The 22,856-nt window shown below is 60.3% G+C and carries 26 protein-coding genes; 15 read left to right on the forward strand and 11 right to left on the reverse strand.

Features of this window, described 5'->3' with window-relative positions:
* The first annotated feature begins 114 nt into the window (after positions 1-114).
* The 6 genes from INT39_RS14395 to INT39_RS14420 are packed head-to-tail and all read left to right on the forward strand — an operon-like array spanning position 115 to position 5,849.
* Entirely contained in the window at positions 115-2,904 is a 2,790-nt protein-coding gene (locus INT39_RS14395) for a monovalent cation/H+ antiporter subunit A (protein WP_193074691.1), read from the forward strand.
* Positions 2,904-3,230: a Na+/H+ antiporter subunit C gene (locus INT39_RS14400; protein WP_193074692.1), complete on the forward strand. Its 327-nt coding sequence runs from the start codon at positions 2,904-2,906 to the stop codon at positions 3,228-3,230. The genes INT39_RS14395 and INT39_RS14400 overlap by 1 nt, the downstream gene beginning before the upstream one ends.
* Positions 3,230-4,753, forward strand: coding sequence for a monovalent cation/H+ antiporter subunit D (locus INT39_RS14405; protein WP_193074693.1), 1,524 nt, complete (start codon positions 3,230-3,232; stop codon positions 4,751-4,753). The genes INT39_RS14400 and INT39_RS14405 overlap by 1 nt, the downstream gene beginning before the upstream one ends.
* Positions 4,753-5,256, forward strand: coding sequence for a Na+/H+ antiporter subunit E (locus INT39_RS14410; protein ID WP_226944809.1), 504 nt, complete (start codon positions 4,753-4,755; stop codon positions 5,254-5,256). The genes INT39_RS14405 and INT39_RS14410 overlap by 1 nt, the downstream gene beginning before the upstream one ends.
* Positions 5,241-5,510 (forward strand): K+/H+ antiporter subunit F, encoded by a 270-nt coding sequence (locus tag INT39_RS14415; RefSeq protein ID WP_193074695.1) that lies wholly within the window; start codon positions 5,241-5,243, stop codon positions 5,508-5,510. The genes INT39_RS14410 and INT39_RS14415 overlap by 16 nt, the downstream gene beginning before the upstream one ends.
* A 9-nt stretch (positions 5,511-5,519) precedes the next feature.
* Positions 5,520-5,849: a Na+/H+ antiporter subunit G gene (locus tag INT39_RS14420; protein ID WP_193074696.1), complete on the forward strand. Its 330-nt coding sequence runs from the start codon at positions 5,520-5,522 to the stop codon at positions 5,847-5,849.
* Between the two features lie 49 nt (positions 5,850-5,898).
* Here the strand turns inward: INT39_RS14420 and INT39_RS14425 are convergent, their stop codons facing one another.
* Positions 5,899-6,441 (reverse strand): OmpA family protein, encoded by a 543-nt coding sequence (locus tag INT39_RS14425; protein ID WP_193074697.1) that lies wholly within the window; start codon positions 6,439-6,441, stop codon positions 5,899-5,901.
* A gap of 126 nt (positions 6,442-6,567) precedes the next feature.
* Here INT39_RS14425 and INT39_RS14430 point away from each other — a divergent pair, with 126 nt between their 5' ends.
* Positions 6,568-7,221, forward strand: coding sequence for a hypothetical protein (locus INT39_RS14430; RefSeq protein WP_193074698.1), 654 nt, complete (start codon positions 6,568-6,570; stop codon positions 7,219-7,221).
* A gap of 106 nt (positions 7,222-7,327) precedes the next feature.
* Here INT39_RS14430 and INT39_RS14435 read toward each other — a convergent pair whose 3' ends face one another.
* The 5 genes from INT39_RS14435 to INT39_RS14455 all read right to left on the reverse strand — a co-directional run bounded on the left by INT39_RS14435 (position 7,328) and on the right by INT39_RS14455 (position 12,176).
* Positions 7,328-8,029: an ABC transporter ATP-binding protein gene (locus INT39_RS14435; RefSeq protein ID WP_193074699.1), complete on the reverse strand. Its 702-nt coding sequence runs from the start codon at positions 8,027-8,029 to the stop codon at positions 7,328-7,330.
* Positions 8,030-8,032: 3 nt separating this feature from the next.
* On the reverse strand, positions 8,033-8,806 hold the full coding sequence (livG, locus tag INT39_RS14440; protein ID WP_193074700.1) for a high-affinity branched-chain amino acid ABC transporter ATP-binding protein LivG: 774 nt from the start codon (positions 8,804-8,806) through the stop codon (positions 8,033-8,035).
* Positions 8,803-10,059, reverse strand: coding sequence for a high-affinity branched-chain amino acid ABC transporter permease LivM (locus tag INT39_RS14445; RefSeq protein ID WP_193074701.1), 1,257 nt, complete (start codon positions 10,057-10,059; stop codon positions 8,803-8,805). The genes livG and INT39_RS14445 overlap by 4 nt, the downstream gene beginning before the upstream one ends.
* The gene (livH, locus tag INT39_RS14450) at positions 10,056-10,982 is read right to left on the reverse strand and encodes a high-affinity branched-chain amino acid ABC transporter permease LivH (RefSeq protein ID WP_193074702.1); all 927 of its coding nucleotides are present in this window, start codon (positions 10,980-10,982) and stop codon (positions 10,056-10,058) included. Before livH ends, INT39_RS14445 begins: the two co-directional genes overlap by 4 nt.
* Positions 10,983-11,048: 66 nt before the next feature.
* Positions 11,049-12,176 (reverse strand): branched-chain amino acid ABC transporter substrate-binding protein, encoded by a 1,128-nt coding sequence (locus INT39_RS14455; protein ID WP_193074703.1) that lies wholly within the window; start codon positions 12,174-12,176, stop codon positions 11,049-11,051.
* A 154-nt stretch (positions 12,177-12,330) separates the two neighbouring features.
* Here INT39_RS14455 and INT39_RS14460 point away from each other — a divergent pair, with 154 nt between their 5' ends.
* A complete protein-coding gene (locus INT39_RS14460) occupies positions 12,331-12,630 on the forward strand; it encodes a DUF2288 family protein (RefSeq protein ID WP_226944810.1) in 300 nt (99 codons plus the stop codon).
* A gap of 16 nt (positions 12,631-12,646) precedes the next feature.
* Here INT39_RS14460 and phnE read toward each other — a convergent pair whose 3' ends face one another.
* Genes phnE through INT39_RS14480 form a run of 4 tightly spaced genes read right to left on the reverse strand, consistent with a single transcriptional unit; the run spans position 12,647 to position 15,931 of the window.
* Positions 12,647-13,411, reverse strand: a complete 765-nt coding sequence (gene phnE, locus INT39_RS14465) for a phosphonate ABC transporter, permease protein PhnE (protein ID WP_193074704.1) — start codon at positions 13,409-13,411, stop codon at positions 12,647-12,649.
* Positions 13,408-14,256, reverse strand: a complete 849-nt coding sequence (locus tag INT39_RS14470; protein ID WP_193074705.1) for a PhnE/PtxC family ABC transporter permease — start codon at positions 14,254-14,256, stop codon at positions 13,408-13,410. Before INT39_RS14470 ends, phnE begins: the two co-directional genes overlap by 4 nt.
* Entirely contained in the window at positions 14,247-15,068 is an 822-nt protein-coding gene (locus INT39_RS14475; RefSeq protein ID WP_193074706.1) for a phosphonate ABC transporter ATP-binding protein, read from the reverse strand. The genes INT39_RS14470 and INT39_RS14475 overlap by 10 nt, the downstream gene beginning before the upstream one ends.
* Positions 15,065-15,931 (reverse strand): putative selenate ABC transporter substrate-binding protein, encoded by an 867-nt coding sequence (locus INT39_RS14480; protein WP_193074707.1) that lies wholly within the window; start codon positions 15,929-15,931, stop codon positions 15,065-15,067. The genes INT39_RS14475 and INT39_RS14480 overlap by 4 nt, the downstream gene beginning before the upstream one ends.
* Before the next feature lie 136 nt (positions 15,932-16,067).
* Between INT39_RS14480 and INT39_RS14485 the strand changes: the two genes are divergently transcribed.
* Entirely contained in the window at positions 16,068-16,883 is an 816-nt protein-coding gene (locus INT39_RS14485; RefSeq protein WP_193074708.1) for a hydroxypyruvate isomerase family protein, read from the forward strand.
* Here INT39_RS14485 and INT39_RS14490 read toward each other — a convergent pair.
* Positions 16,858-17,283, reverse strand: coding sequence for a hypothetical protein (locus INT39_RS14490; RefSeq protein WP_193074709.1), 426 nt, complete (start codon positions 17,281-17,283; stop codon positions 16,858-16,860). The genes INT39_RS14485 and INT39_RS14490 overlap by 26 nt on opposite strands.
* A 155-nt stretch (positions 17,284-17,438) precedes the next feature.
* On the opposite strand from INT39_RS14490, the gene INT39_RS14495 reads away from it, so the two are divergent.
* The 6 genes from INT39_RS14495 to fliE all read left to right on the forward strand — a co-directional run bounded on the left by INT39_RS14495 (position 17,439) and on the right by fliE (position 22,839).
* Positions 17,439-18,287, forward strand: coding sequence for an SDR family NAD(P)-dependent oxidoreductase (locus tag INT39_RS14495; RefSeq protein WP_193074710.1), 849 nt, complete (start codon positions 17,439-17,441; stop codon positions 18,285-18,287).
* 100 nt (positions 18,288-18,387) lie between these two features.
* Complete coding sequence (locus INT39_RS14500; protein WP_193074711.1) at positions 18,388-18,924, forward strand: sugar dehydrogenase complex small subunit; 537 nt, start codon at positions 18,388-18,390, stop codon at positions 18,922-18,924.
* Between the two features lie 10 nt (positions 18,925-18,934).
* Positions 18,935-20,572, forward strand: coding sequence for a GMC family oxidoreductase (locus INT39_RS14505; protein WP_193074712.1), 1,638 nt, complete (start codon positions 18,935-18,937; stop codon positions 20,570-20,572).
* Positions 20,573-20,590: 18 nt separating this feature from the next.
* Positions 20,591-22,003, forward strand: a complete 1,413-nt coding sequence (locus INT39_RS14510) for a c-type cytochrome (protein WP_193074713.1) — start codon at positions 20,591-20,593, stop codon at positions 22,001-22,003.
* 65 nt (positions 22,004-22,068) lie between these two features.
* Complete coding sequence (locus INT39_RS14515) at positions 22,069-22,341, forward strand: hypothetical protein (protein ID WP_193074714.1); 273 nt, start codon at positions 22,069-22,071, stop codon at positions 22,339-22,341.
* Positions 22,342-22,503: 162 nt separating this feature from the next.
* On the forward strand, positions 22,504-22,839 hold the full coding sequence (fliE, locus tag INT39_RS14520; RefSeq protein WP_090272121.1) for a flagellar hook-basal body complex protein FliE: 336 nt from the start codon (positions 22,504-22,506) through the stop codon (positions 22,837-22,839).
* The last annotated feature ends 17 nt before the right edge of the window (positions 22,840-22,856 follow it).

The following is a 22,856-nucleotide window of genomic DNA, read 5'->3' on the forward strand; positions in this document are numbered from 1 at the left end:
TTTCGATTCCCGCTATTAATTTGTAAAGCTTTTTCGTAGCCCCGCTGCGCTCACTGTGGATAATGGTCGCCCTGCCCGTGAGGGGGAGTAGCTAAAACGTGGAGTCTGAACTGAATGACCTTGGCACTGATTGTCTTACTGCCTTTGATATGTGTTTTCCTGCCATTGTTGGCGGAGAGAAAAGGCCGTTCCCTGTGTGCCTTAGCGACCATGCTGGCCCCGGTACTGGGGTTGGTTCTGCTGTGGAGCCAAGCCTCCACCGTATTCGACGGTGGTGTGGTGGTGCAGAGCTGGTCGTGGATTGAACGGCTCGGGCTGAACATCAGTTTTCGCCTGGACGGCCTCAGTTTCCTGTTTGCCCTGTTGATTCTCGGCATCGGCATTCTGGTCATCATCTATGCCCGTTATTATTTGTCGAAGAACGATCCGATGGGACGCTTCTTCTTCTTCCTGCTGTTGTTCATGGCCGCTATGCTGGGCGTGGTGCTGTCGGAAAACTTGCTGCTGATGATGTTCTTCTGGGAGCTGACCAGTCTGTCGTCCTTCCTGCTGATTGGCTATTGGTCGCACTCCTCGGACGCGCGCAAAGGTGCGCGTATGGCGCTGGCGATCACCGGTGGCGGCGGCCTGGCACTGCTGGCGGGGGTTCTGCTGCTGGGCCAGGTGGTTGGCAGTTACGAACTCAGCGTGGTGCTCGCCTCTGGCGATCTGATTCGCGAGCATGCGCTGTATCCGGTGATTCTGATATTGGTGCTGTTGGGTGTATTCACCAAATCGGCGCAGTTTCCATTCCATTTCTGGCTACCCCATGCCATGGCGGCGCCCACGCCGGTGTCGGCGTATCTGCATTCGGCAACCATGGTCAAGGCCGGGGTGTTTCTGCTGGCGCGGCTGTATCCGGCGCTGTCTGATACCGATCTGTGGTTCTTCCTGGTCAGTGTCACGGGCATGGCCACCTTGCTGTTGGGTGCCTGCACCGCGCTATTCCAGCATGACCTCAAGGGGCTGCTGGCCTATTCGACCATCAGTCATCTGGGCCTGATCACCCTGTTGTTCGGGTTGGACACACAGCTGGCCGCCGTCGCCGCCGTGTTCCACATCATCAATCATGCGACATTCAAGGCCTCGCTGTTCATGGCCGCGGGGATCATCGACCACGAGACCGGTACCCGGGACATGCGCCGGATCAATGGCTTGTGGAAATATATGCCGCATACTGCAACGCTGGCGATGGTGGCGGCATCCGCGATGGCCGGTGTGCCACTACTCAATGGCTTCCTCAGCAAGGAAATGTTCTTTACCGAGACACTCCAGCAACACCAGTTCGGTAACTACAGTTGGATAGTGCCCTTGGTTGCGGTGTTGGCCGGTCTGTTTTCGGTGGCCTATTCGCTGCGTTTCATCCATGACGTGTTTTTCAACGGCAAACCGGTGAACCTGCCGAAGTTTCCACCGCATGAGCCGAGCCGCTACATGAAGATTCCGGTGGAGATCCTTGTCGCGCTGTGCCTGCTGGTGGGCTTGCTGCCGGGCTTTACAGTGGCTGCGCTGCTGGCGGTAGCGGCGAGTGCGACCCTGGGTGGAGACCTGCCGGAATATAGTCTCGCCATCTGGCACGGCTTCAATTTGCCGTTGGCCATGAGTTTTGTGGCGTTGATGCTGGGCGTGCTGATCTACTTTGGTCGGCGTCAGCTATTGGGTTGGTACGTGCATCTGCCGCAGCTGGATGCGAAGGATACCTTCGAGCGCTTTATCCAGCGTCTGGTAAACCTGGCTGCGGTGTTTACCCTGCGTGTCGAGGCCGTGTCGCTGCAACGCTATTTGCTGTGGATGTTGCTCTCGGCACTCTTGGTGAGCGGCTATTGGTTACTGCAGTTGCCGTCGCTGCGCGGCGCGGTGCCGATGACGCCGGTGGACGGTGCTACGCTGGCCTGCGCGCTGTTGCTGATGGCGGCGGCAGCCGCGACGGCGATCTGGCATCGGCGTCGGTTGGTTTCCTTGGTCATGCTCAGCGTGGTGGGGTTATTCGTGGCGCTGGCCTTTGCCCGGTTCTCTGCACCGGATCTGGCACTGACTCAGTTATCCGTTGAGTCTGTCACCATTATTCTGCTGATGTTGGCGCTGTTTTTCCTCCCGCGTACCACGCCAGTGGAGTCATCAGCATTAGGTCGTGGTCGCGACCTGCTGATCGCCGGGCTGACCGGGGCGCTGGTGACCGTGTTGTGTCTGGCGGTACTGACGCGCCCCTATGACAGTATTGCCGGGTTCTTCCTGGCCAACAGTCTGACCGGGGGCGGCGGCACCAATGTGGTGAACGTGATATTGGTGGACTTCCGTGGCTTCGATACCATGGGCGAGATCACGGTACTGGCGATCGCGGGTGCGGCAATCTACGCGTTGATCAAGGGGCTACGCCTCAGCAGGCCGACAATGGATACCGTCGAACGCGCCTGGGCGCGGGACACACATCCCTTCATGTTGGTGAACCTCTCGCGGCTCATCCTGCCGCTGGCATTGATGGTGTCGATGTACATCTTCCTGCGCGGCCACAACCTGCCGGGTGGAGGCTTCATTGCCGGCCTGATTACAGCCGTGGCTCTGATTCTGCAATATATCGCCAGCGGCAATGCCTGGGCGCACGCACGCTGGGGTGTCGATTATCATCACCTGGCGGGCGCCGGTGTTGTCATCGCAGGTCTTACCGGTGTGGGCAGTTGGCTGTTTGGCTATCCATTCCTGACCAGTGCCTTCGATCACTTCGCCATACCTCTGGTGGGTGAAATCGAATTGGCTACGGCGATGCTGTTCGATCTGGGGGTCTATCTGACCGTGGTCGGAGCCACCCTGCTGATCCTGTCCAATCTGGGCAAACTCTCAATCAATGCTGTCAGGGAGCCGCAATAATGGAGCTGCTGTATGCCCTCACACTGGGGGTGTTGACCATGTCCGGAGTCTATCTGCTGTTACGGGCACGTACCTTTCCGGTGGTGGTGGGGCTGACCTTGATCAGTTATGCGGTCAACCTCTTCCTGTTTGCCATGGGGCGGTTGCATACCGGTAAGCCGGCGGTGCTGACTGCAGCAGCTGAATATGCCGATCCTTTGCCGCAGGCGCTGGTGTTGACGGCGATCGTGATCGGCTTTGCCATGACCGCCTTTGCTCTGGTGCTCGCGTTGCGGGGGCAGGGCGAGCTGGAAAGTGACCATGTCGATGGACGGAGAAAGTCTTGATGGGTCATTTACCAATTCTGCCGATTCTGCTGCCCATGTTCACAGGTGCACTGTTGTTGTTGAGTGGTCGGCGCGGTGAGGGGGTCAAGCGCCAGCTGTGCCTGCTGGCGACGTTGCTGCAGATCCCGCTCGCGCTGCTGCTGATGGGGCAGGCCAGCGACGGGCTGCAGGTCTATGCTGCCGGTAACTGGATGCCGCCATTCGGTATCGTGTTGGTGGTGGATCATTTGTCAGCACTATTGCTGATGGTCACCGCAATACTGGCGGCAGCAGCCGTGATTTACGCCATCCGCGGCGATGACCACCTCGGTCCGAACTTCCACGCGTTGTTCCAGTTCCAGTTGATGGGTATCAACGGTGCGTTCCTGACTGGGGACCTGTTCAACCTGTTCGTGTTTTTCGAGATTCTGCTCATTGCCTCCTATGCCTTGCTGCTCCATGGCAATGGATCAGCTCGCGTGCGTTCAGGGATCCACTACGTATTACTCAATCTGTTTGGTTCGGCGCTGTTTCTAATCGCGGTAGGCACTTTGTACGGTGTCGTCGGCACGCTGAACATGGCTGATCTGTCACAGCGCATTGCGTTGCTGTCGGTAGAGGATGCGCCGCTGGTGGGCGCAGCAGCCATGTTATTGCTGGTGGTCTTCGGTCTCAAAGCCGCGGTATTCCCCTTGTATTTCTGGCTGCCGAGAGCCTATGCCGCGGCCACGCCCCCGGTGGCTGCGTTGTTTGCCATCATGACCAAGGTCGGTATCTATTCGATTCTGCGAGTCTATACGCAGATCTTCGGCGAGACGGCCGGCCCACTGGCCCATCTGGCCGAGGTATGGTTATGGCCAGTGGCGCTGCTGACGTTGGCGCTCGGGACTATCGGCGCGCTGGCGGCCGGTACACTGAATGGCCTGGTCGCTTACCTGCTGTTGGTCTCGGTCGGTACCTTGCTGGCGGGGATATCCCTGGGGAGTCATGAGGCCCTGGTAGGCAGTCTCTATTATCTGGTGCATTCCACCTGGATCTGCGGAGCCTTATTCCTGCTTGCAGGTGTCATTTCCCGTTGCCGCGGTCCGCGCTTTGTCAGTCGCCTGGTTCCGGGGCCTGCGCTGCCAAAGCCGATGCTTCTGAGTGGGCTGTTCTTTGTCGCGGCGATATCGGTGATCGGGCTGCCACCGCTGTCCGGCTTCCTCGGTAAGCTGTTGCTGCTGCGTTCTGCTGGTACCGGTGCGGACGCGGCCTGGCTCTATTCACTGTTACTGGGTAGTGGTCTGATCGTGATCATTGCCGCCAGTCGCGCCGGCAGCAGCCTGTTCTGGCGGACCGACCCAGCTGCCAGCGGCGGAGAGCCGCTGGATGGCATGCGTGTGGTGTCGGTGATATTACTGTTGTTGTGTTCACCCCTCCTGGTGGTGTTTGCGGACCCCATGCTCGACTACCTGGATGCCACCGCCAGGCAATTGCTGGATCCTGCGAGCTACACCCAACAGGTTCTGAACAGCCAGCCCACAGCCGCCGGAGGTGGACATTGATGACCGTAAAATCCTGGTTCCCGCACCCCTGGCTCAGTCTGCTGTTGCTGGTGGTCTGGCAACTGTTGATGAATGGGGTGTCGGCTGGCTCATTGATCATGGGCGCAGTGCTTGGCCTGCTGATCCCCATTCTGACTCACCTGTTCTGGCCGGACCCGCCCAGAGTGCACCGGCCGCTGGTGTTTATGAGGTTTGGTTTTCGCGTGCTGGGCGATATTCTCATGGCTAATTTCGAGGTGGCCAGACTGATCCTCGGGCCCAGCCGTCGGTTGCAGCCAGCCTTCGTTGTCTATCCGCTGGAACTGCGCCATGAGTTCAGTATCAGTCTGTTGGCCACCACCGTCTCACTCACTCCGGGCACGGTGTCGGCGGACATCAGCCAGGATCATCGCAGCCTGTTGATACATGGACTGGATGTGCCTGATGAACGGGAGCTGATCAACACCATCAAACAGCGTTATGAGAAGCCCCTGATGGAGGTATTCGAATGCTCCAGAACGTAATCATCATCTGTCTGGGCATGATATCGGTGGCGATGGTGCTCAACCTGCTGCGCCTGTTCAAGGGGCCGGACCTGCCCGACCGCGTACTGGCGCTGGACACTCTGTATATCAACGCCATTGCGCTGATCGTGCTGATGGGCATGTTGTTGCGCTCCAATCTGTATTTTGAGGCGGCATTACTGATCGCGGTCATGGGCTTTGTCGGAACGGTGGCAGTAGCCAAATATTTGTTGCGTGGCGATATCATCGAATAAGGAGCACTCATGGAAAGCGCTATCGAATGGCTGGTGGCTGCCTTGTTGCTACTTGGCAGTCTGTTTGCTCTGATCGGCTCATTCGGCCTGTATAAGTTGCCGGATTTCTACATGCGCCTGCATGGCCCGACCAAGGCGACTACTTTGGGTGTTGGCTCGCTGGTGCTGGCATCCGTATTGTATTTCAGTGCGGCAGGGGAAATCGGGTTGCACGAGCTGCTGATAACGCTGTTTCTGTTCATGACAGCACCCACCAGCGCCAGCATGTTGGCCAAGGCGGCGATGCAGGTGCATGTTCAGCGGGTGGAGCGTACCAAGGGTGAGCCTTGGGAGCAGTAAGAGAGCAGTACGCGATCAGGACGGCATATGCCGGCCTGATCCGTGGCGCTTACTCCGCCAGCGCAATGCTGGTGGGGTAGGGGGTAAGGATGATTTCGACTCGGCGGTTCAACTTGCGGCCGGTGTAACTGGAGTTATCGGCACGGGGCTGGTTGTCCCCCATAGCACGCAGATGCATACGCTGACGCTCGATGCCACCAAGGCGCAGCACGCTGGCCACGGCCTGGGCCCGTTCCAAGCTCAATTTCTGGTTCAATTCATGGTTGCCATCGCTATCGCTGTGGCCTGTCACTGTCAGCTGACTGGCGCCGTCGACCTTGAGAGCTTGGGCGATTTTACTCAGCGGTACCAGACCGGAGGGCAAAAGCAGGGTACGCTTGGGGTGGAAATTGCCGTCTACCGGGATCAGTAAACGGATCTGTTCGCCTTCGCGTTCAACTTCGTAGCCTTGCTGTTCGGCAATGCTGGTGATGTTAACTATGCGCGACTCGGCCCAGGAGGGCGCTGGGGGAGCCTGTACGCTTTCCTGCTTTGAGGAGCAGGCTGCCACGAAAACCAGCGAAGCAAGAGCGAACGTTTTTATGATATTCATGTTCTATCCAGACAGTAGGTAGCGAATTTGAAAGTGCATACAGATTAGCACCGCATAATCGAATTGTGATCATCAAACACAAGCAATTCATCGGTTTATGGCCGATTCTTCAAAGAGGTTCACATTATGGCAGTTTGGTTTGGCCGATTACCGGTATTGGCCGTTGCTTTTTTCACCCTGACACTGACTGGTTGCGCCTCCTGGTCATTCTGGCCATATGGGCAGGAGTCCTCCGGGCAGAAGCGGGTGTCCGGGCTGCTGGAGCGTGGTGATCACTGGACACTCAGAGCCTGTGGCCAGGAGCATGACCGGTTGCTTCAACCGACTCCGGAACTGGAAAAACTGTTCGATAATGTCAGTCAGCCGGGGCAGCTGTCGATGTTCGCGGAATTGCTGGTAACCGAAGAAGAGGGTCGCTGGGTGGTACAGAAAACCCATCGCCTGCAATCCACGGGGCGTGGCTGCATGGACAACAGTGCCAACGCGAGCCAGTGGGTGGGCTTCAGCTACGACCCGGCATGGCGGGTGGATATCACGACGCAGGGTATGCAGCTGACCACCGAGGATACGGAAAACGGTCGTCAATTATCAGTGATCAGCGAACAGCTGCCTGACGGCGTGCTGGGCTTTCGGGGCGTGCAGGATCAAGGCCTGGAGTTGTGGTTGTATCCATCAGGTTGCATCGAGCGCAGTACCGGTGATTACCATCACTTGAGTGCCATCCTGGTGCGTGATGGCCAGCGGCTGCGGGGCTGTGGGTATCAGGGTGCTGAGCCCTAAGCAACTTCCACACAGGGTTAAAACCGGGATGCAGAGCGTCGCGGCATGCACTTCCAAGCCGGAGCGTGGGAACGATCATGTACGCCGTGTGGGGTGGCCGCTCCCTTCAGGCCCCCAGATAGGCTTCCCGGACCTGGGGGTTGGCCAGTAGCTCTTCGCCGCTGCCCTGCATGAGAATGCGGCCGTGCTCCATGACGTAGCCGCGGTCGGCGAGTTTCAAGGCCTGGTTGGCGTTCTGTTCAACCAGAAAGATGGTCACACCCTGACGGCGAAGCTCTTCGATGATCTCGAAAATCTGCTGGATGATGATGGGTGCCAGTCCCAGTGAAGGTTCGTCGAGCAGCAATAATCGCGGCTGGCTCATCAATGCCCGGCCAATGGCGAGCATCTGCTGTTCACCACCGGACATGGTGCCGGCGCGCTGCTGAAAGCGCTCTTCAAGGCGCGGGAATAACGCTAAGGTGGCTTCCAGTTGGGGCTGTATCTGGTCGCGCTCCAGGAAAAAGGCGCCCATCGCCAGATTTTCTTCCACGGTCAGACGCCCGAACACCCGCCGCCCCTCGGGCACTATGGCGATATCACGACGCATGATGTCGCAGGTATCCATGCCTGCCAGTTCTTCACCCAGATAGAGAATCTTGCCGCTGGCGGGCGCAGGATCACCGCACAGGGTCATCAGCAGTGTGGTCTTGCCGGCGCCATTGGCGCCGATCAGGGTGACGATTTCACCAGCCTCTACCTGCAGGCTGACGTTATGCAGCGCCTGGATCTTGCCGTAGAAAGTATTAACCTCATCGAACGACAGCATGGTTCAGGTTTCCCCCAGGTAAGCTTTGATGACATCCGGATTGCGGCAGACGGCATCCGGGGTGCCGTCTGCCAGCGGGCAACCCTGGTTGATCACCACGACATGGTCGGAAATGCCCATGACCAGTTTCATGTCATGCTCAATCAGCAGGATGGTCAGGCCATGCTCGCTGCGCAATTCCGCAATCAACGTCTGAAGATCAGCTGTTTCCCGGGGGTTGAGACCGGCGGCGGGTTCATCGAGCATCAGCAAGGTAGGACGGGTGACCATGCAGCGGGCGATTTCCAGGCGGCGCTGCTGACCATAGGCCAGAGTGCCAGCGCTGCGGTTGGCAAACTCCATCAGGCCGGTACGTTCCAGCCATTGCGCAGCGCGATCCAGCGCTTCCTTCTCGCTGCGGCGAAAGCCCGGTGTTTTCAATAATCCGGCGAGCATACTGGTGTTCATGTGGTGGTGCTGGGCTACCAGCAGGTTCTCCACCACGCTCATCTGCTTGAACAGCCGCACATGCTGGAAGGTGCGGACCATACCCATGCGCGCCAGCTTGAAGCCGGGCATGCCGCCGACTTCTTCACCGCGGAAGCGGACGCTGCCAGCACTTGGTTTGTAGAAGCCGGTCAGGCAGTTGAAAACGGTGGTCTTGCCAGCGCCATTGGGGCCGATCAGCGAGACGATCTGGCCTTCCTCGACCTGCAGCGCCACCTGATCCACTGCCAACAGCCCGCCGAAGCGCATGCACAGGCCTGATACATCCAGTAATGGCGCGGCGGCGGTCATGTGCGCAACTCCATATGCGGACGCTTCATCGGCAGCAGCCCCTGGGGCCGCCAGATCATCATCAGCACCATCAGCAGGCCGAACAACAACATGCGGTACTCATCGAACTGGCGTGCCACTTCGGGTAACAGCGTCATGATGATGGCGGCCAGAATCACGCCCAGCTGCGAGCCCATGCCACCGAGCACGACGATTGCCAGAATGATCGCCGACTCGATGAAGGTGAAGGATTCGGGGCTGATGAAGCCCTGACGCGCGGCGAAGAAGCAGCCGGCGAAACCGGCGAAGGTGGCACCAATGGTAAAGGCATTGAGCTTGACTGCGGTGGGATTAATGCCCAGCGAGCGGCAGGCAACCTCGTCCTCGCGCATCGCCTCCCAGGCACGGCCCACCGGCATGCGCAACAGTCGATTGATGACGAACAGGGTCAGCAGCACCAGTAACAGGGCGAGGAAATACAGGAACATCACCCGGTGCACCGAGTTGAACGAAATGCCGAAGAACTCGTGGAAGGTCTGCATACCTTCACTGGCGCGGCGGCTGAACTCCAGGCCGAACAGGTCCGGTTTGGGGATGCTGCCGATGCCGTTGGGACCATTGGTCAGACTGGTGAGGTTGTTCAGCAGAATGCGGATGATCTCGCCAAAACCCAAGGTGACGATAGCCAGGTAATCGCCACGCAGACGCAGCACCGGAAAACCCAGCAAAAAGCCGAACAAGGCGGCCATGGCCCCGGCGGCAACCAGTCCGGTCCAGAAACCAATGCCAAAATACATCGACAGCAAGGCATAGGTATAGGCGCCCACGGCGTAGAAGCCGACGTAGCCGAGATCCAGCAGACCAGCCAGACCGACCACGATGTTCAGCCCTAGCCCGAGCATCACATAAATAAGCACCAGGGTAGCCATGTCGATGTTGCTGCGATTGCCGAAGAATGGCCAGATTAACGCGGCGGCGATCAGAAAACACCAGACCAGTCTGTGTACTGCCGGTCGAGCGGCCAGGATGCTGAATGCCGCTGGGGTGCGAGGCAGGGCAGGGACGCGGGTCCATAGCGCCCTCAGGTGATCACGGAACAGGTTGAAGAGGAAAATGAACAGGGTGGCGCCGGCAATTTTCAGTGCCGCATCCTGCCCGGCGCCGGTCAGTACCAGGTTGATGCCCTGCTGGTTCAGCCGCACGCCCATCAGCAAGCCGCTGAGTACCACCACAACCACGGCGGAGATCAGCGCCGGTTTAAGATTGCGCATCATACCTTTTCCACCTCCGGACGCCCGAGAATGCCGCTGGGGCGAAACAGCAGGATCAGGATCAGCAAGCTGAAGGCCACCACGTCCTTGTATTCTGCGCTGAAATAGGCGGATGTCATCGCCTCGGCCACGCCGAGCAACAGACCGCCCAGTACCGCGCCGGGAATGCTGCCGATGCCGCCGAGCACGGCGGCAGTGAATGCCTTGAGTCCGGCCATGAAGCCGATATGAGGATTGATTACGCCGTAGTACATGCCCAGCAATACCCCGGCGACGGCCGCCAGCGCTGCACCGATGATGAAAGTCAGGGCAATGATGCTGTTGGTGTTGATGCCCAGCAGGTTGGTCATCTTCAGATCTTCGGCGCAGGCACGGCAGGCACGACCCATGCGCGAGCGAGTGATGAACAGCGTCAGCAAGGTCATACTGATCAGGGTCACCACGAAGATGATGATCTGCATGTAGGACAGGGTGGCGTGGAAGCCGGTGGCGGGACCTATGTCGATACCGCCGCGAACCAGATTGGGCATGGCGATGTCCCGTGAGCCTTGGGCCAGACGGACCAGGTTCTGCAGGAATATCGACATGCCGATCGCGGAAATCAGCGGAATCAGTCGATTACCGCCGCGCAGTGGCCGGTAGGCGACCCGCTCGATGCTGTAGCCGTAGGCACTGGTAACTACCATGCTCACCACCAACGCCGCGATGATCAGCAGTGGCAATGACTCGATACCCAGTAGGGCGAGAGCAGCCAGCACGATGAAGGCAATATAGCTGCCGATCATGTACACCTCGCCGTGGGCGAAGTTGATCATGCCGATGATGCCGTAGACCATGGTGTAGCCGATGGCGATCAAAGCATAGGTACTGCCGACGGTCAGTCCGTTGAGTAATTGCTGGAGTAGATAATAGAAACTGTCGGACATGGCAGCAGACCCTTCCGGTACGTCCTTGAACTCGGAGTCGGCGGTTGCCGCCGACTCCGAACTGCGTTACTTGCTCAGTGCGGTCTTGGTACCGTCTTCGTGCCACTCATAAACAACGAAGTTGAAGTCCTTCAGGTCACCCTTTTCATCAAAAGCCAGCGTGCCGGTGGGAGTGTCAAAGGTATTGTTGCGCAGCGCCTCGGCGACATCCGTGGGGTCGGTGCTTTCAGCCAGGCGTATGCCATCGGCAATCACCTGTACTGCTGCGTAGGACGGGAAGACGAAGGGACCGCGTGGGTCCTGTTTGCGCTCCTTGAAGGCTTCCACCAGTGGTGCGTTGGCCGGGTCCTCATCGAAGGCCTTGGGCAGGGTCACCAGCATGCCCTCGGCGGCCGCGCCCGCGATCGCGCTGATATCGCTGTTGCCGACGCCTTCAGGTCCCATGAAAGTGACATCCAGGCCTTGCTCACGAGCCTGGCGCAGGATCAGGCCCAGCTCGGGGTGGTAACCGCCGAAATAGACAAAGTCCACCTGCGCCTGGCGCAGACGTGCAATCAGTGCGGAAAAGTTCTTGTCGCCGGCGGTAATGCCATCAAAGATCGGCACATCAATGCCGGCTTCGGTCAGCACGTCGCGCACGGCGGTGGCGATACCTTCGCCGTACTGCTGCTTGTCATGAATGACCGCCACTTTTTCGGGCTTGATGTTCTCGACGATGAACTTGCCGGCGGTCGGGCCCTGCAGGCTGTCCAGGCCAATGGTGCGGAAGATCAGTTCATAGCCACGGTTGGTGATATCCGGGCTGGTCGCCGCAGGCGTGACCATCAGAATGCCTTCATCTTCGTAGATGTCGGTGGCGGGCTGGGTAGAGCTGGAGCAGAGATGACCGACCACAAAGCTGATACCGTCGTTGACGATGCGGTTGGCCACCGCGACCGCCTGCTTCGGGTCGCAGGCATCATCGAAGATCACACCTTCCAGCTGGCTGCCATTGACACCGCCAGCCTTGTTGATCATGTCGATAGCCATGTTGGCACCGGTGAACTGCATATCACCATACTGGGCGACCGCGCCGGTGACCGGGCCGGCAAGGGCTATCCTGATGGTCTCAGCCGCCAGGGTCAGACTGCTGACGCCTGCCAGGGCGGTGATTGCCATGAACTGAGAAAGGACTTTGCGATGGGTCTTTTTCATGCCAGTTGCTCACTGTTTTATTGGAGTTGTAGCTGAACTGTAGCGGAGGCGATGCCGTCTGGCCATACCGCCGTGCATATCCCCAACTGGATATTGCATATGACGCTGTGATGGTTACCATGCGCAGCATCCATTTTCAGTGAGGTAGAAAATCATGTCCGCGCCAAGCGAAACCTACGCCGCCATTCTCGGCGCCACCGCTCAGATCGAATGGAATGCTCTGGAACGGCATTTTGCCCGAGGGGAGCTATTGGTGGTTGATCGGGTACTGGATCTGGTGGTCGTCGCCCAGGCATTCATCGACGATGATAGCGAGAAAGTACAGAGCTGGATGGCGAAGAAGCAGTTGGCAGTGGCGACCGACGAGCAGGCGGCGGATTGGTTGGAGCGTAATCCAGATACCCTGTGGGCGGTGGTGATCCGGCCCTGGGTATTGATGCAGGAGCGAGACTGAACGGTCGGGCAGAGTATTACCCCCAGCGCCGCCGCAGCCAGGCGCTCAGCGCATCGACCAGCAGCACCATCACCAGCATCGCCAGGATCACGCTGGACGCTCTTGATTGCTGGAACAGACTGAGGGTGACGTAGAGCATCTGTCCCAGTCCGCCGGCGCCGACAAAGCCCAGCACCGCGGCCATGCGGATATTGTTTTCCCAGCGGTACAGGGTGTAACTCAACCACTGCGCCAATACTCCCGGCAGTGTGCCGTAGCAGAATGCTGCGACCGGGCCGGCGCCAGCGTCGCGCAGGGCGCGGGTCGGGCCGGGTGGGGTGTTTTCCAGCGCTTCGGCAAACAGTCGGCCCAACACTCCGGCGGTATGCAGTGCCAGCGCCAGAGTACCGGCGAAGGGGCCGAGGCCGGCTGCCAGCACCATGAGTGCGGCCCAGACCAGTTCCGGTACTGAGCGCAGGGCATTGAGCAGCAGTCGGGCCAGCATCTTGGCCACGGCGCCGAGCCGCCCGGCCGCCAACAGGCTCAGTGCGGCGCCGGCCAGTGCCGCCAGCAACGTGCCGATAGCGGAGATGGCCAGGGTTTCCAGTGCGCCGTGAAAAATCTGTCGCAGCCAACTGGGGGAGGTGTCCGGCGGGAAGAACGAGCGCGCATAGCTGTTCATCTGCTCCAGGCTGTCGCCCCGAAACAGCGCGGTCAGATCCAGCTTCAACCAGCTGAATGACGCTACCAGCGCCGCCAGCAGCAGACCGACCCACAGCAGGACTTCCAGATGGCGCTTCATGCCAGCCGCCGTCGCAGCAGGTTGCTGAGCTGATCGGCGGCGAGTACCAGCACCAGGAAGGTCAGCAAAATGGTCACCACCTCGCCGCCGGCAAACATGCGGATCGACAGGTCGATCATCTGGCCGAGCCCGCCGGCCCCGACAAAGCCCATGATCACCGAGGCGCGGATGGCGCACTCCCAACGGTACAGCGTGTAGGAGGTCAGCTCCTGCGCAGCAGCAGGCAAAATGCCGTAGAAAAACGCCGCCAGCCGTGAGCTGCCGGCCTGCAACAGTGCCTGGGCTGGCCTGCGATCCACCGACTCGTATATTTCTGCATAGACCTTGCCGAGCATGCCGCTGTAGGTAATAGCGATGGCCAGTACACCGGCGGTCGGTCCCAGCCCCACCGCGCGGACAAACAGCAAGGCCCAGACGATTTCCGGGATGCTGCGCAGGACGATCAACAACAGTCGTGCCGGATAGCGCAATAGATGCCCGAGGCGGCTTGGTTGCCCCCGCGACAACGCCGACACCGACAATGCCTGAGTGGAAGTGAGGCTCAGCGGTACCGCCAGCAGCAGTGCCAAGGCCAGTCCGGCGGTGGCCATGGCCAGGGTTTCCAGGGTCGCTTTGCCAAGCAGGGCGAGAAAGCCCGATGACAAGTCCGGTGGCCAGAAGCCGGCCAGAAAACGGGAAAAGATATCGATGTTGCGCGGATCAACCAGCGTCGCCGGGTTGAACTCGGTCAATACCAGACCGGGCCAGAGCAACAGCAATGCCAGGGCGGTCAGCAGTAACCGGGGCAGGGCCGCCGGATCGCGTGAGCTGGCCGTAACGCCGGGAGGGGTGCCGCTCAGGTGCATCGGCGTGGTGCTTTTGCCGAAACTGCTGGCAGTACCGAGTCTGGATCTGCGTCCATGACAGACTCGTTGAAGCTGTCATTGCTGTACAGCTGATCCAGTTCAGCCTGAGTGACCCGTTCGGCCGGTAGATCGAACAGCACCTGGCCTGCGCGCAGGCCAATGATCCGGGGAAAATGTCGCAGTGCCAGGTCCACTGCATGCAGGCTGGCAACCAGGCTGATCCCGCGCTCGGCCGCGACCTTGCCGAGCAGGCTGAGGGTATGGTCGGCCAAGACCGGGTCCATGGCTGACACCGGTTCGTCCGCCAGTAGCAGATCGGCGCGCTGGTACAGCACCCGGGCGATACCGACGCGCTGCAGCTGGCCGCCGGACAGTTGATCGCAGCGGGTGAACAGCTTGTCCTGCAGATCCAGCGGCTCCAGCGCGGCGCGGGCGCCGGCGGCATCCAGTGGATAGAACAGGGAGATCAGCGAGCGCAGCAGCGACCATTGGCCCAGCCGGCCGGCCAACACCGCAGTGACTACCCGCTGACGCGGCGGCAAGGGTGGGCTCTGGTGAATCAGGCCGATGCGACTACGCAGCTGGCGCAGGGCGCGACCCTGGAGTGCAGCGGGGTTGCTGTTCAGCAGTTGCAGCCGTCCGGCGCTCGGCTCAAGACTCGTACCCAGCAGCCGCAACAAGCTGGTCTTGCCTGCACCGGAGGGGCCGATGATGGCAACCCGTTCGCCTTGGGCAATGCTCAGGTCGATGTCGTGCAGGGCTTGAAAACTATTGGCGTGGGTCAGTCCCACGCCTTCAAGCCGTAGGCTCACTGCAGCAGGCCGGCGGAGCGGGCTGCCTCTTCGATGCCCTTGTAGTTGTCGGCACTGGTTTCAACGAAGCGCGAAGCTCGTTGCAGGTCCAGGATCGCCTTGTGCTCGGGGTTTTCCGGGTCCAGCTTGAGGAAGGCAGCCTTGATGTCCTGTACCAGCTGGGCATCCAGGTCACCGCGTACGGTCCAGTTGTAGTCGAAGTAGGTCGGCGTGGTGCTGTAGACGCGCACCTTGTCGGTATTGACCTTGTTTTCCTCGACCAGTTTGTCCCACACCGAGGTGTTCAGTACGCCGGCATCCACGCGGCCGGCTTCAACCCAGGCGACGGTGGCGTCATGCGCACCGGAAAAGCCGACACGGCTGAAGTCGTCATCCGGGCTGATACCGTCCTGCATCAGGAAGTAGCGCGGCATCAGGTGACCGGAGGTCGAGGATACTGAACCGAAAGCGAAGCTCTTGCCTTGCAGGTCCTTATGGTCATTGATCTCGGGATCGGCGGTGATGAAGGTGCTGGTGAAAACTTCATCCTGCTCGCGCTGCACCAAGGGGATGGCATCGCCGGTGCGCAGCCGCGCCTGGACGAAGGTGAAGCCGCCCAGCCAGGCCATATCCAGCCGGCCAGCGCCCAGTGCTTCAACCACGCCGGCGTAGTCGGATACCGGCTGGAACTTCACTTCCATGCCCAGTTCCTGCTGCAGATAGGCGCCCAGCGGTTCGAACTTGCGCAGCAGTTCGGTAGGTGCTTCATCAGGAATGGCGGATACGCGCAGTACTTTGGTTTCGGCGTGGGCGGGCAAAAAACTGGCGGCAAGGGTCAGGCAAGCACCGGCCAGGATGGCCAGCGGGCGGCGAAAAGTCGACATGTTATGCTCCGGTTCAATAGCGGAAGACTCCCGCCCAGTGGTCGAGGCTGGGCGAGGCGTGGCGCAAGTTTACTGGAACCGAGCGGGCGGGCAAACTGCTATACAGTAATCAGACGATGTTTCGGAGGGTTCATCCATGTCCTGGCCGCTGGCTGCCAATTTATCCATGCTGTTCGCCGATCTGCCCATGGAGGAGCGGTTTCATGCCGCCGCCGACGCGGGGTTCGATGGGGTCGAGATCCAGTTTCCCTATGACTTGCCCGCCGCCACGGTACAGAACCACCTTGCCGCTTCTGGCATGCCACTGGTGCTGATCAATGTGCCCGCTGGCGATCTGATGACCGGCGGCCCCGGCCTGGCCGGTGTGCCGGCGCGGCAAGCGCAGTTTGATGAGGCCGTGGAACTGGCATTGGAATATGCGCTGGTGTTGCGACCGGAAAAGGTCAATGTTCTGCCGGGGCGATTTGCCGAGGGTGTCAGCCGAGAGGCGGCGCTGGATACTCTGGCCAGTAATCTGGGAAAAGCCGCCGCAGCCTTTGCGGACATTGGCGTGTGCCTGGTCTGTGAGGCCGTGAACCGCCATGATATGCCCGGCTTTCTGCTGGGCAGTTCCGCCGAGTTGCTGGAAATGCTGGACCGGGTGGGCCACCTCAATCTGTCGGCTCAGTTGGATCTGTATCACCTGATGCGGATGGGCGAATCGCTGCCCGAGTCGATTGCGCTGCTGGAAGGGCGGATCGGCCACGTGCAGTTTGCCGATGCGCCGGGGCGCGGCGAGCCGGGCACCGGGAATCTGGATTTTCATGAAGCTTTCGGCGCTCTGTCTCAACACGGGTACCGGGGGTGGCTGGCAGCGGAGTACCGGCCGACGTTGCCTGCAGAGCAGTCCCTGCAATGGTTGGTGCAGTGGACCGCCGCCGGTACCTTCAGACTCCAAGGCCGCAGCGTATGACGCGGGCGCGCACCAGTCGCTCGCCAGTCTCATTTTCCAGCCAGCCCAGCGGATTCCAACCCAGACGGTAGGCCGTCACCCGGTAGTGTTTCCCAGCGACAAACTCCCACTGCAGTCCGAGAATACAGGTGCGGCGTCGAGGCTCGGATAACCGGTCTGAACCTCCCGTTCCGCCCGGTACCTCGAATTGGTAGCGCACCTGCAGTTCATGGAGTCCCGGAGGAATATCTGGAAAACGTAACTGGCGTACCAGATCACCATCCAGCCGATAGGCGCGCATATCAGCCCGTGAGCCGCTGTCCAGCATTACCCGTGCAAGGTCGGCAGCCAGCGGCTGTAGCGGGGGGTGGGCGCAAGCGGTAAGTAACAGCGCCAGAAGCGACAGGGCTTTCAAGGACATGCAGGTGCTCCAATGCTCTTTATAAACCGGATTACTGTCCTCCGATCAACCGGGCGCATAGCGCTGGCGGCAGCGCCCTGTGCGCGGCATGCTCCGCGCATCGGGTTAATCGCGCTGCGTACTTTCAGTCAGCGCACCAACAGGGGAACTCAGGCATGCAGGACTTTAACAACAGGGTAGCAGTGATCACTGGTGGCGGCAGCGGTCTGGGCCGAGAGCTCGCGTTGTGTTGCGCTGGTCGTGGCATGAGGCTGGTATTGGGCGATGTGGACGAAGCCGGGATGCAGGAGACCTTGCGTCTGGTTGCAGAGGCGCACCCGGGCACCGAGGCGGTCACCATGCGTCTGGACGTATCCAGGCTGGAGCAGGTTCAGGAGTTGGCGGCGCTGAGCAAGAGCCGCTTTGGTGGCGCACACCTGATCTTCAACAACGCTGGTGTCAGCGTCAACGGACCGATCTGGCAGAGCACGGAGCATGACTGGGACTGGGTGCTCGGCGTGAACCTGTACGGCGTGGTCTGGGGTATCAAGGCATTCACCCCGATGCTCATTGAGCAGAATGAAGGTCACATCATCAATACCGCTTCTGCCGCCGGCTGGCTGAATGGTCCGAGCAGCGGCATCTACAACGCCAGCAAGACCTCGGTGGTGGCCATCTCCGAAACCCTGGCGCTGGACCTGCGCGACGCCCAGGCCAATGTCGGGGTGACCGTGCTGTGCCCGGCTTTCTTCCCCACCGGCATCCACCAGTCCGAGCGCAACCGCCCGGCGGACAAGGCCGACACTGTCGAGAAGAGCGAGGTCTCGCTCAAGCGCGCCGCCGCGCTGAAATACGCCGTCGAGCATGGCCGCATCCCGGCTGCCGATATCGCCGAAATGACCCTCAAGGCCGTGGAGAAGGATCAGTTCTACGTCTTCCCGCACCGCAAGATCAAGCAGCTGGTCAAGCTGCGTGCCGAGGCGGCAGACCGGGAAGAGGGTGTGTTTGATTCGATGAATCCCTGAGGTCGCCGCTACCTGCAGGAGTGGCATCAGTTTTTTCGACACTGGCGAACTGAAGCTTATTGACTACGCTGAGGATGTAATCCCAACGCGAGTCCACATCATGACTTCAGTTTCGCAGGATAGGGAGGGGCGAGCCGCACGGACTTCTGTCGAGGCGCCTCTGGTCTCAAGGCGGGTAATCCTCGGCGGCCTGTTGACCGCTTACACTGCTTCGCTGATTCCCTGGGCGGTGGCGCAATCGGCGCCGGATGCTGATCGTGGTAATTTCCTTGCTCTGTCAGCGCTGATTGCCGGCCGCCAGTCGCTGGATAATGACCTGGCGATGCGTTACTACGATGCCCTGGTGGCAGCCGATCCCGATTTCCCCTCCGCCGTGACCGCACTGCTGACGCTGATCAACCAGCAGCAGATCGATCCGTTGCAATTGCAAGCGATCCTGGACGAAAACCATCCCGAACTGGCGGGCGTGCCGCGCAAGATCGCCACTGCCTGGTTCCTGGGTATAGTCGATGCCGGTGACCGGGTGAAGGTCTTGGCCTATGAGCATGCGCTCAATGCCGACGCCGTCAGTGATGTGCTTAAGCCGCCAAGCTACTGCTTTGGCGGCTACGGCAGTTGGGCCAATAAACCAAGCTGAGGAGCGCCCCGTGTCCGAACAGTTATCTGCTGATTTTGTGATCGTCGGCTCCGGTATCTGCGGCGCACTGACTGCCTTGGTGCTGGCGCAGCGGGGCGCCTCGGTGATCATGCTGGAAGCCGGGCCGCGGGTCGGTCGAGCCGAGTTGCTGGCCAACTTTCGCAACTCTCCCCGGCGCGGTGACTGGATGTCACCCTATCCCTTTTCGCCCTGGGCGCCACATCCGGTCTACCGTCCGGAGGACAACGAGCATCTGGTGCAGGCCGGGCCTTATCCCTATCCGGCGGAATACATTCGCATGGTCGGCGGCACCACCTGGCATTGGGCAGCGCTGGCCTGGCGCTACGTCCCCAATGACCTGCGCATGGCCAGCCTGTATGGGGTGGGCGTCGACTGGCCCTTCGGTTATGACGAGATCGACCCCTACTATCAATGGGCCGAGGAGTTGATGGGCGTGGCGGCGGCAGGGGAGGAGCATCCCGAATCGCCGCGCAGCAAACCTTATCCGCTGGAACCGGTGGCCGAACCCTGGGCCATGCGTCGCATTCGCGAGCGTCTGACCGGCACCTATGCGGTGGCCAACAACCCCGTAGCGCGCAACAGCCGCACCTTCGACGGCCGGCCCGCCTGCTGTGGCAGTAACAACTGTCAGCCCATCTGCCCGGTCGACGCGCAGTATCACGGGGGTATCTCCGTGGCGGCAGCGGAAGCCGCCGGGGTAAGGCTGATCAGCAGCGCGGTGGTCTACAATCTGGAGCACGACGAGCAGGACCGGATCGTCGCCGCCCATTATTACGATCCGGACAAGAACAGCTATCGCGTTACCGGCAAGACCTTCATCGTCGCCGCTAACGGCATTGAAACGCCGCGGCTGCTGCTCATGTCCACCAGCGACCGCTTCCCCAACGGCATCGCCAACAGCACCGATATGGTTGGTCGTCACCTGATGGATCACCCCAGCACGTCGCTGACCTTCGACGCCGATGAGGAGATCTGGCTCGGCCGGGGACCGCAGAGCCCGAGCTCCATCAGCGCCTTGCGCGACGGCGCCTTTCGCTCGGAATATTCCGCCTACCGGCTGGACTTTACCAATATCTCGCGGGTGGACAGCACCACCCAGCGGCTATTGAAAGAAGGTGTCTACGGTCCCGAATTCGAGCGGCGGCTGCGCTACAGCGCGGCCCATGAAATGAGTGTGAAAACCGTACTCGAAGTGCTGCCCGTACCGGACAATCGCATCGCCCTGAGCGAGCGCAAGGACGCCCTTGGTCTGCCGCGGCCGCAGGCGCATTACGATATCGATGCCTATGTCCGCGGCGGCGCCCGAGACGCGAAACAGCACTTCACCCGGATAGCTGAGCTGATGGGCGGCAGTAACCTGCGTTTCACCGCGGATGACTATTTCGCCAACAACCAGCATATCTGCGGCACCGTGAGCATGGGCGATGATCCGGCTGTGTCGGTCTGCGACGGCTGGGGGCGGACCCATGACCACGAGAATCTGTTTCTGGTCGGCACTGGCGTGCTGCCGACCGCCGGTACCTGTAACTCCACCTTGACGGCGGTGGCGGTGGCGTTGCGCTCAGTCGATGCGATGTTGCCCGATCCGGCCATCGCGCGAGAACCCGCGGCGGCTGCCGATGCCTGAGCATCTGAGGACAGGTTCATGACGATCAAGATACTGCCGAAACAGCGCATCTGCCAGTTGCTCAGCGGCCTGCTGATAGCCGCCAGCCAAGCGCTGACAGCGGCCCCCGTGGACAATGAGCCGCTGAGCCATGGAGAATATGTAAGCATCCTCGGCGATTGCGTTGCCTGTCATACGGTGCCCGGCGGTGAGCCATTCGCCGGTGGGGTCAAATTGCCGACACCGATCGGCGACATCATTGCCACCAACATCACGCCGTCGACCAGTGCTGGCATCGGCAACTACAGTCTCGAACAGTTCGATGCCGCCGTCCGCAAAGGCATCCGCGCCGATGGCAAGCGTCTCTACCCGGCCATGCCCTATACCGCCTACGCCAAGGTGTCGGATGAAGACATAGCGGCTGTGTATGAATGGTTCATGAATGAAGTTGAGCCGGTCGAGCAACGGCCACCCGCCACCGAACTGCCTTTTCCCTTCAATATCCGACTGTCCATGGCGGCCTGGAATCTGCTGTTTCTCGATGATGAGCCTTTCACGCCAGACCCGTCCCAGAGTGAGGAATGGAACCGAGGCGCCTATCTGGTCGAAGGGCTCACCCACTGTGGCACCTGCCACACACCGCGCAATTTGCTGATGGCCGAGGATTATGACCGTGCGCTGGCTGGCGGCGCGGTCGGCGTCTGGGCTGCGCCGGATATCACGCCCAACGTGGAGACTGGCATCGGCGATTGGAGCACCGAGGAGATCGTCCAATATATGAAGACCGGCAGCATCGCCAAAAGCCAGGCCTCCGGGCCGATGGCCGAAGCGGTCGACCACAGCTTGCGTTACGTCACTGACCAGGACCTGCAAGCCATGGCCGTGTATCTGAAAAGCGTGCCGGCAGCGGAAACGGATGAGGTGGCGCAGGTCGTCCACACCTGGGGCGAGGCGGGAGATCAGCTGGCCGAGGTGCGCGGTGTCGACTGGCCGGACGACCCGGATCAATTGAATGGTCCGCAACTGTTCGATGCCTACTGCGCAGCCTGCCACCAGGCCTCAGCGCAGGGCACTCCAGACGGTGTCATGCCTGCGCTGTTCAACAACACCGCCACCGGCCGCACCCAGACCAACAATCTGGCGTTGGTGATCCTCGGTGGTATTCATTGGGTAGCCGAAGGGCATGAGATCCATATGCCCGGCTTCGCCCATGAACTGTCGGACCAACAGATAGCAACCCTCAGCAACTATCTTACCGATATGTATGGCAATCCCGAGGCCGAAGTGACCGCCGATCAGGTGGCTGCGTTGCGTGAGGGTACGGCTACGGCTGACGGGCAGCCCGATCTGTTGCTGCTGGCGCGGATCGGCATGCTGGTGGGCGTGGTCGTGGTGATCTTGCTGGTGATCTGGCTGCTGCGCCGCCGGCGTCATAACAGATCGCGTTATTGAAAGATGGCACCTGGGGCCGGTAATCCGGTCGTAAACAGAGACGGCCCCTGTTTTGGAGAATTGCCATGCGACTGACTTATCTTTGCGTACCCCTGTTCACCCTGCTGCTGGCCGGTTGTGGTGATGATGAAGAACCCACTTTCCCGGAAACCAACACCGCACCGCAGACCGAGGAATACGGTACCCCAACCGACCCGACCAATGACCCGATGGACCCCAACAACACCACCGATGAACCACCAGCTGACAGCGGCACCGGCCTGGGCACCGAATACGGCACCGATAGCGGTGAAGTAACCGACCCAGCTACCGGCGCAGGCTCCGGCACCACGCAGTAACCCGCACCCCGCCACGACCGGGCTCCCTCTTTTCAGAAGAGGGAGCCCGGTCGTGGCGAGTATCAATTTCTCCTGCTGAAAATCCAATCTGGCATCAATATTGCTATTAAATCTGCAAAGCTGATCTTGCCGTCAAAATATTTACGGCCTGGAGAATGAGTGATGACGCAGGGTGTTGAGTTCAATCGTCTGATGTTGCAGATGCGTTCCATGCAGGTGGAGGCGATGAGCCGACCACAGCCTGTGGCGCCGACTGCGCCGCAGGATGTCAAGGCCCCGGCATTCGATGACCTGTTGCAGCAGGCCGTCAATCGCGTCAATGAACTGCAGCAGACTACCAGCGAATTGCAGACCGGCTATGAAAAAGGCGTGCCCGGTATCGATCTGGCCGAGGTGATGGTCGCCTCGCAGAAGTCCAGCGTTGCCTTCCAGGCCATGACTCAGGTGCGCAACAAGCTGATCACCGCATACGAAGACATCATGAAGATGCCTATCTGACTCAGCCTGTTGTTTTT

It is taken from the genome of Pseudomonas sp. FME51 (assembly GCF_014897305.1).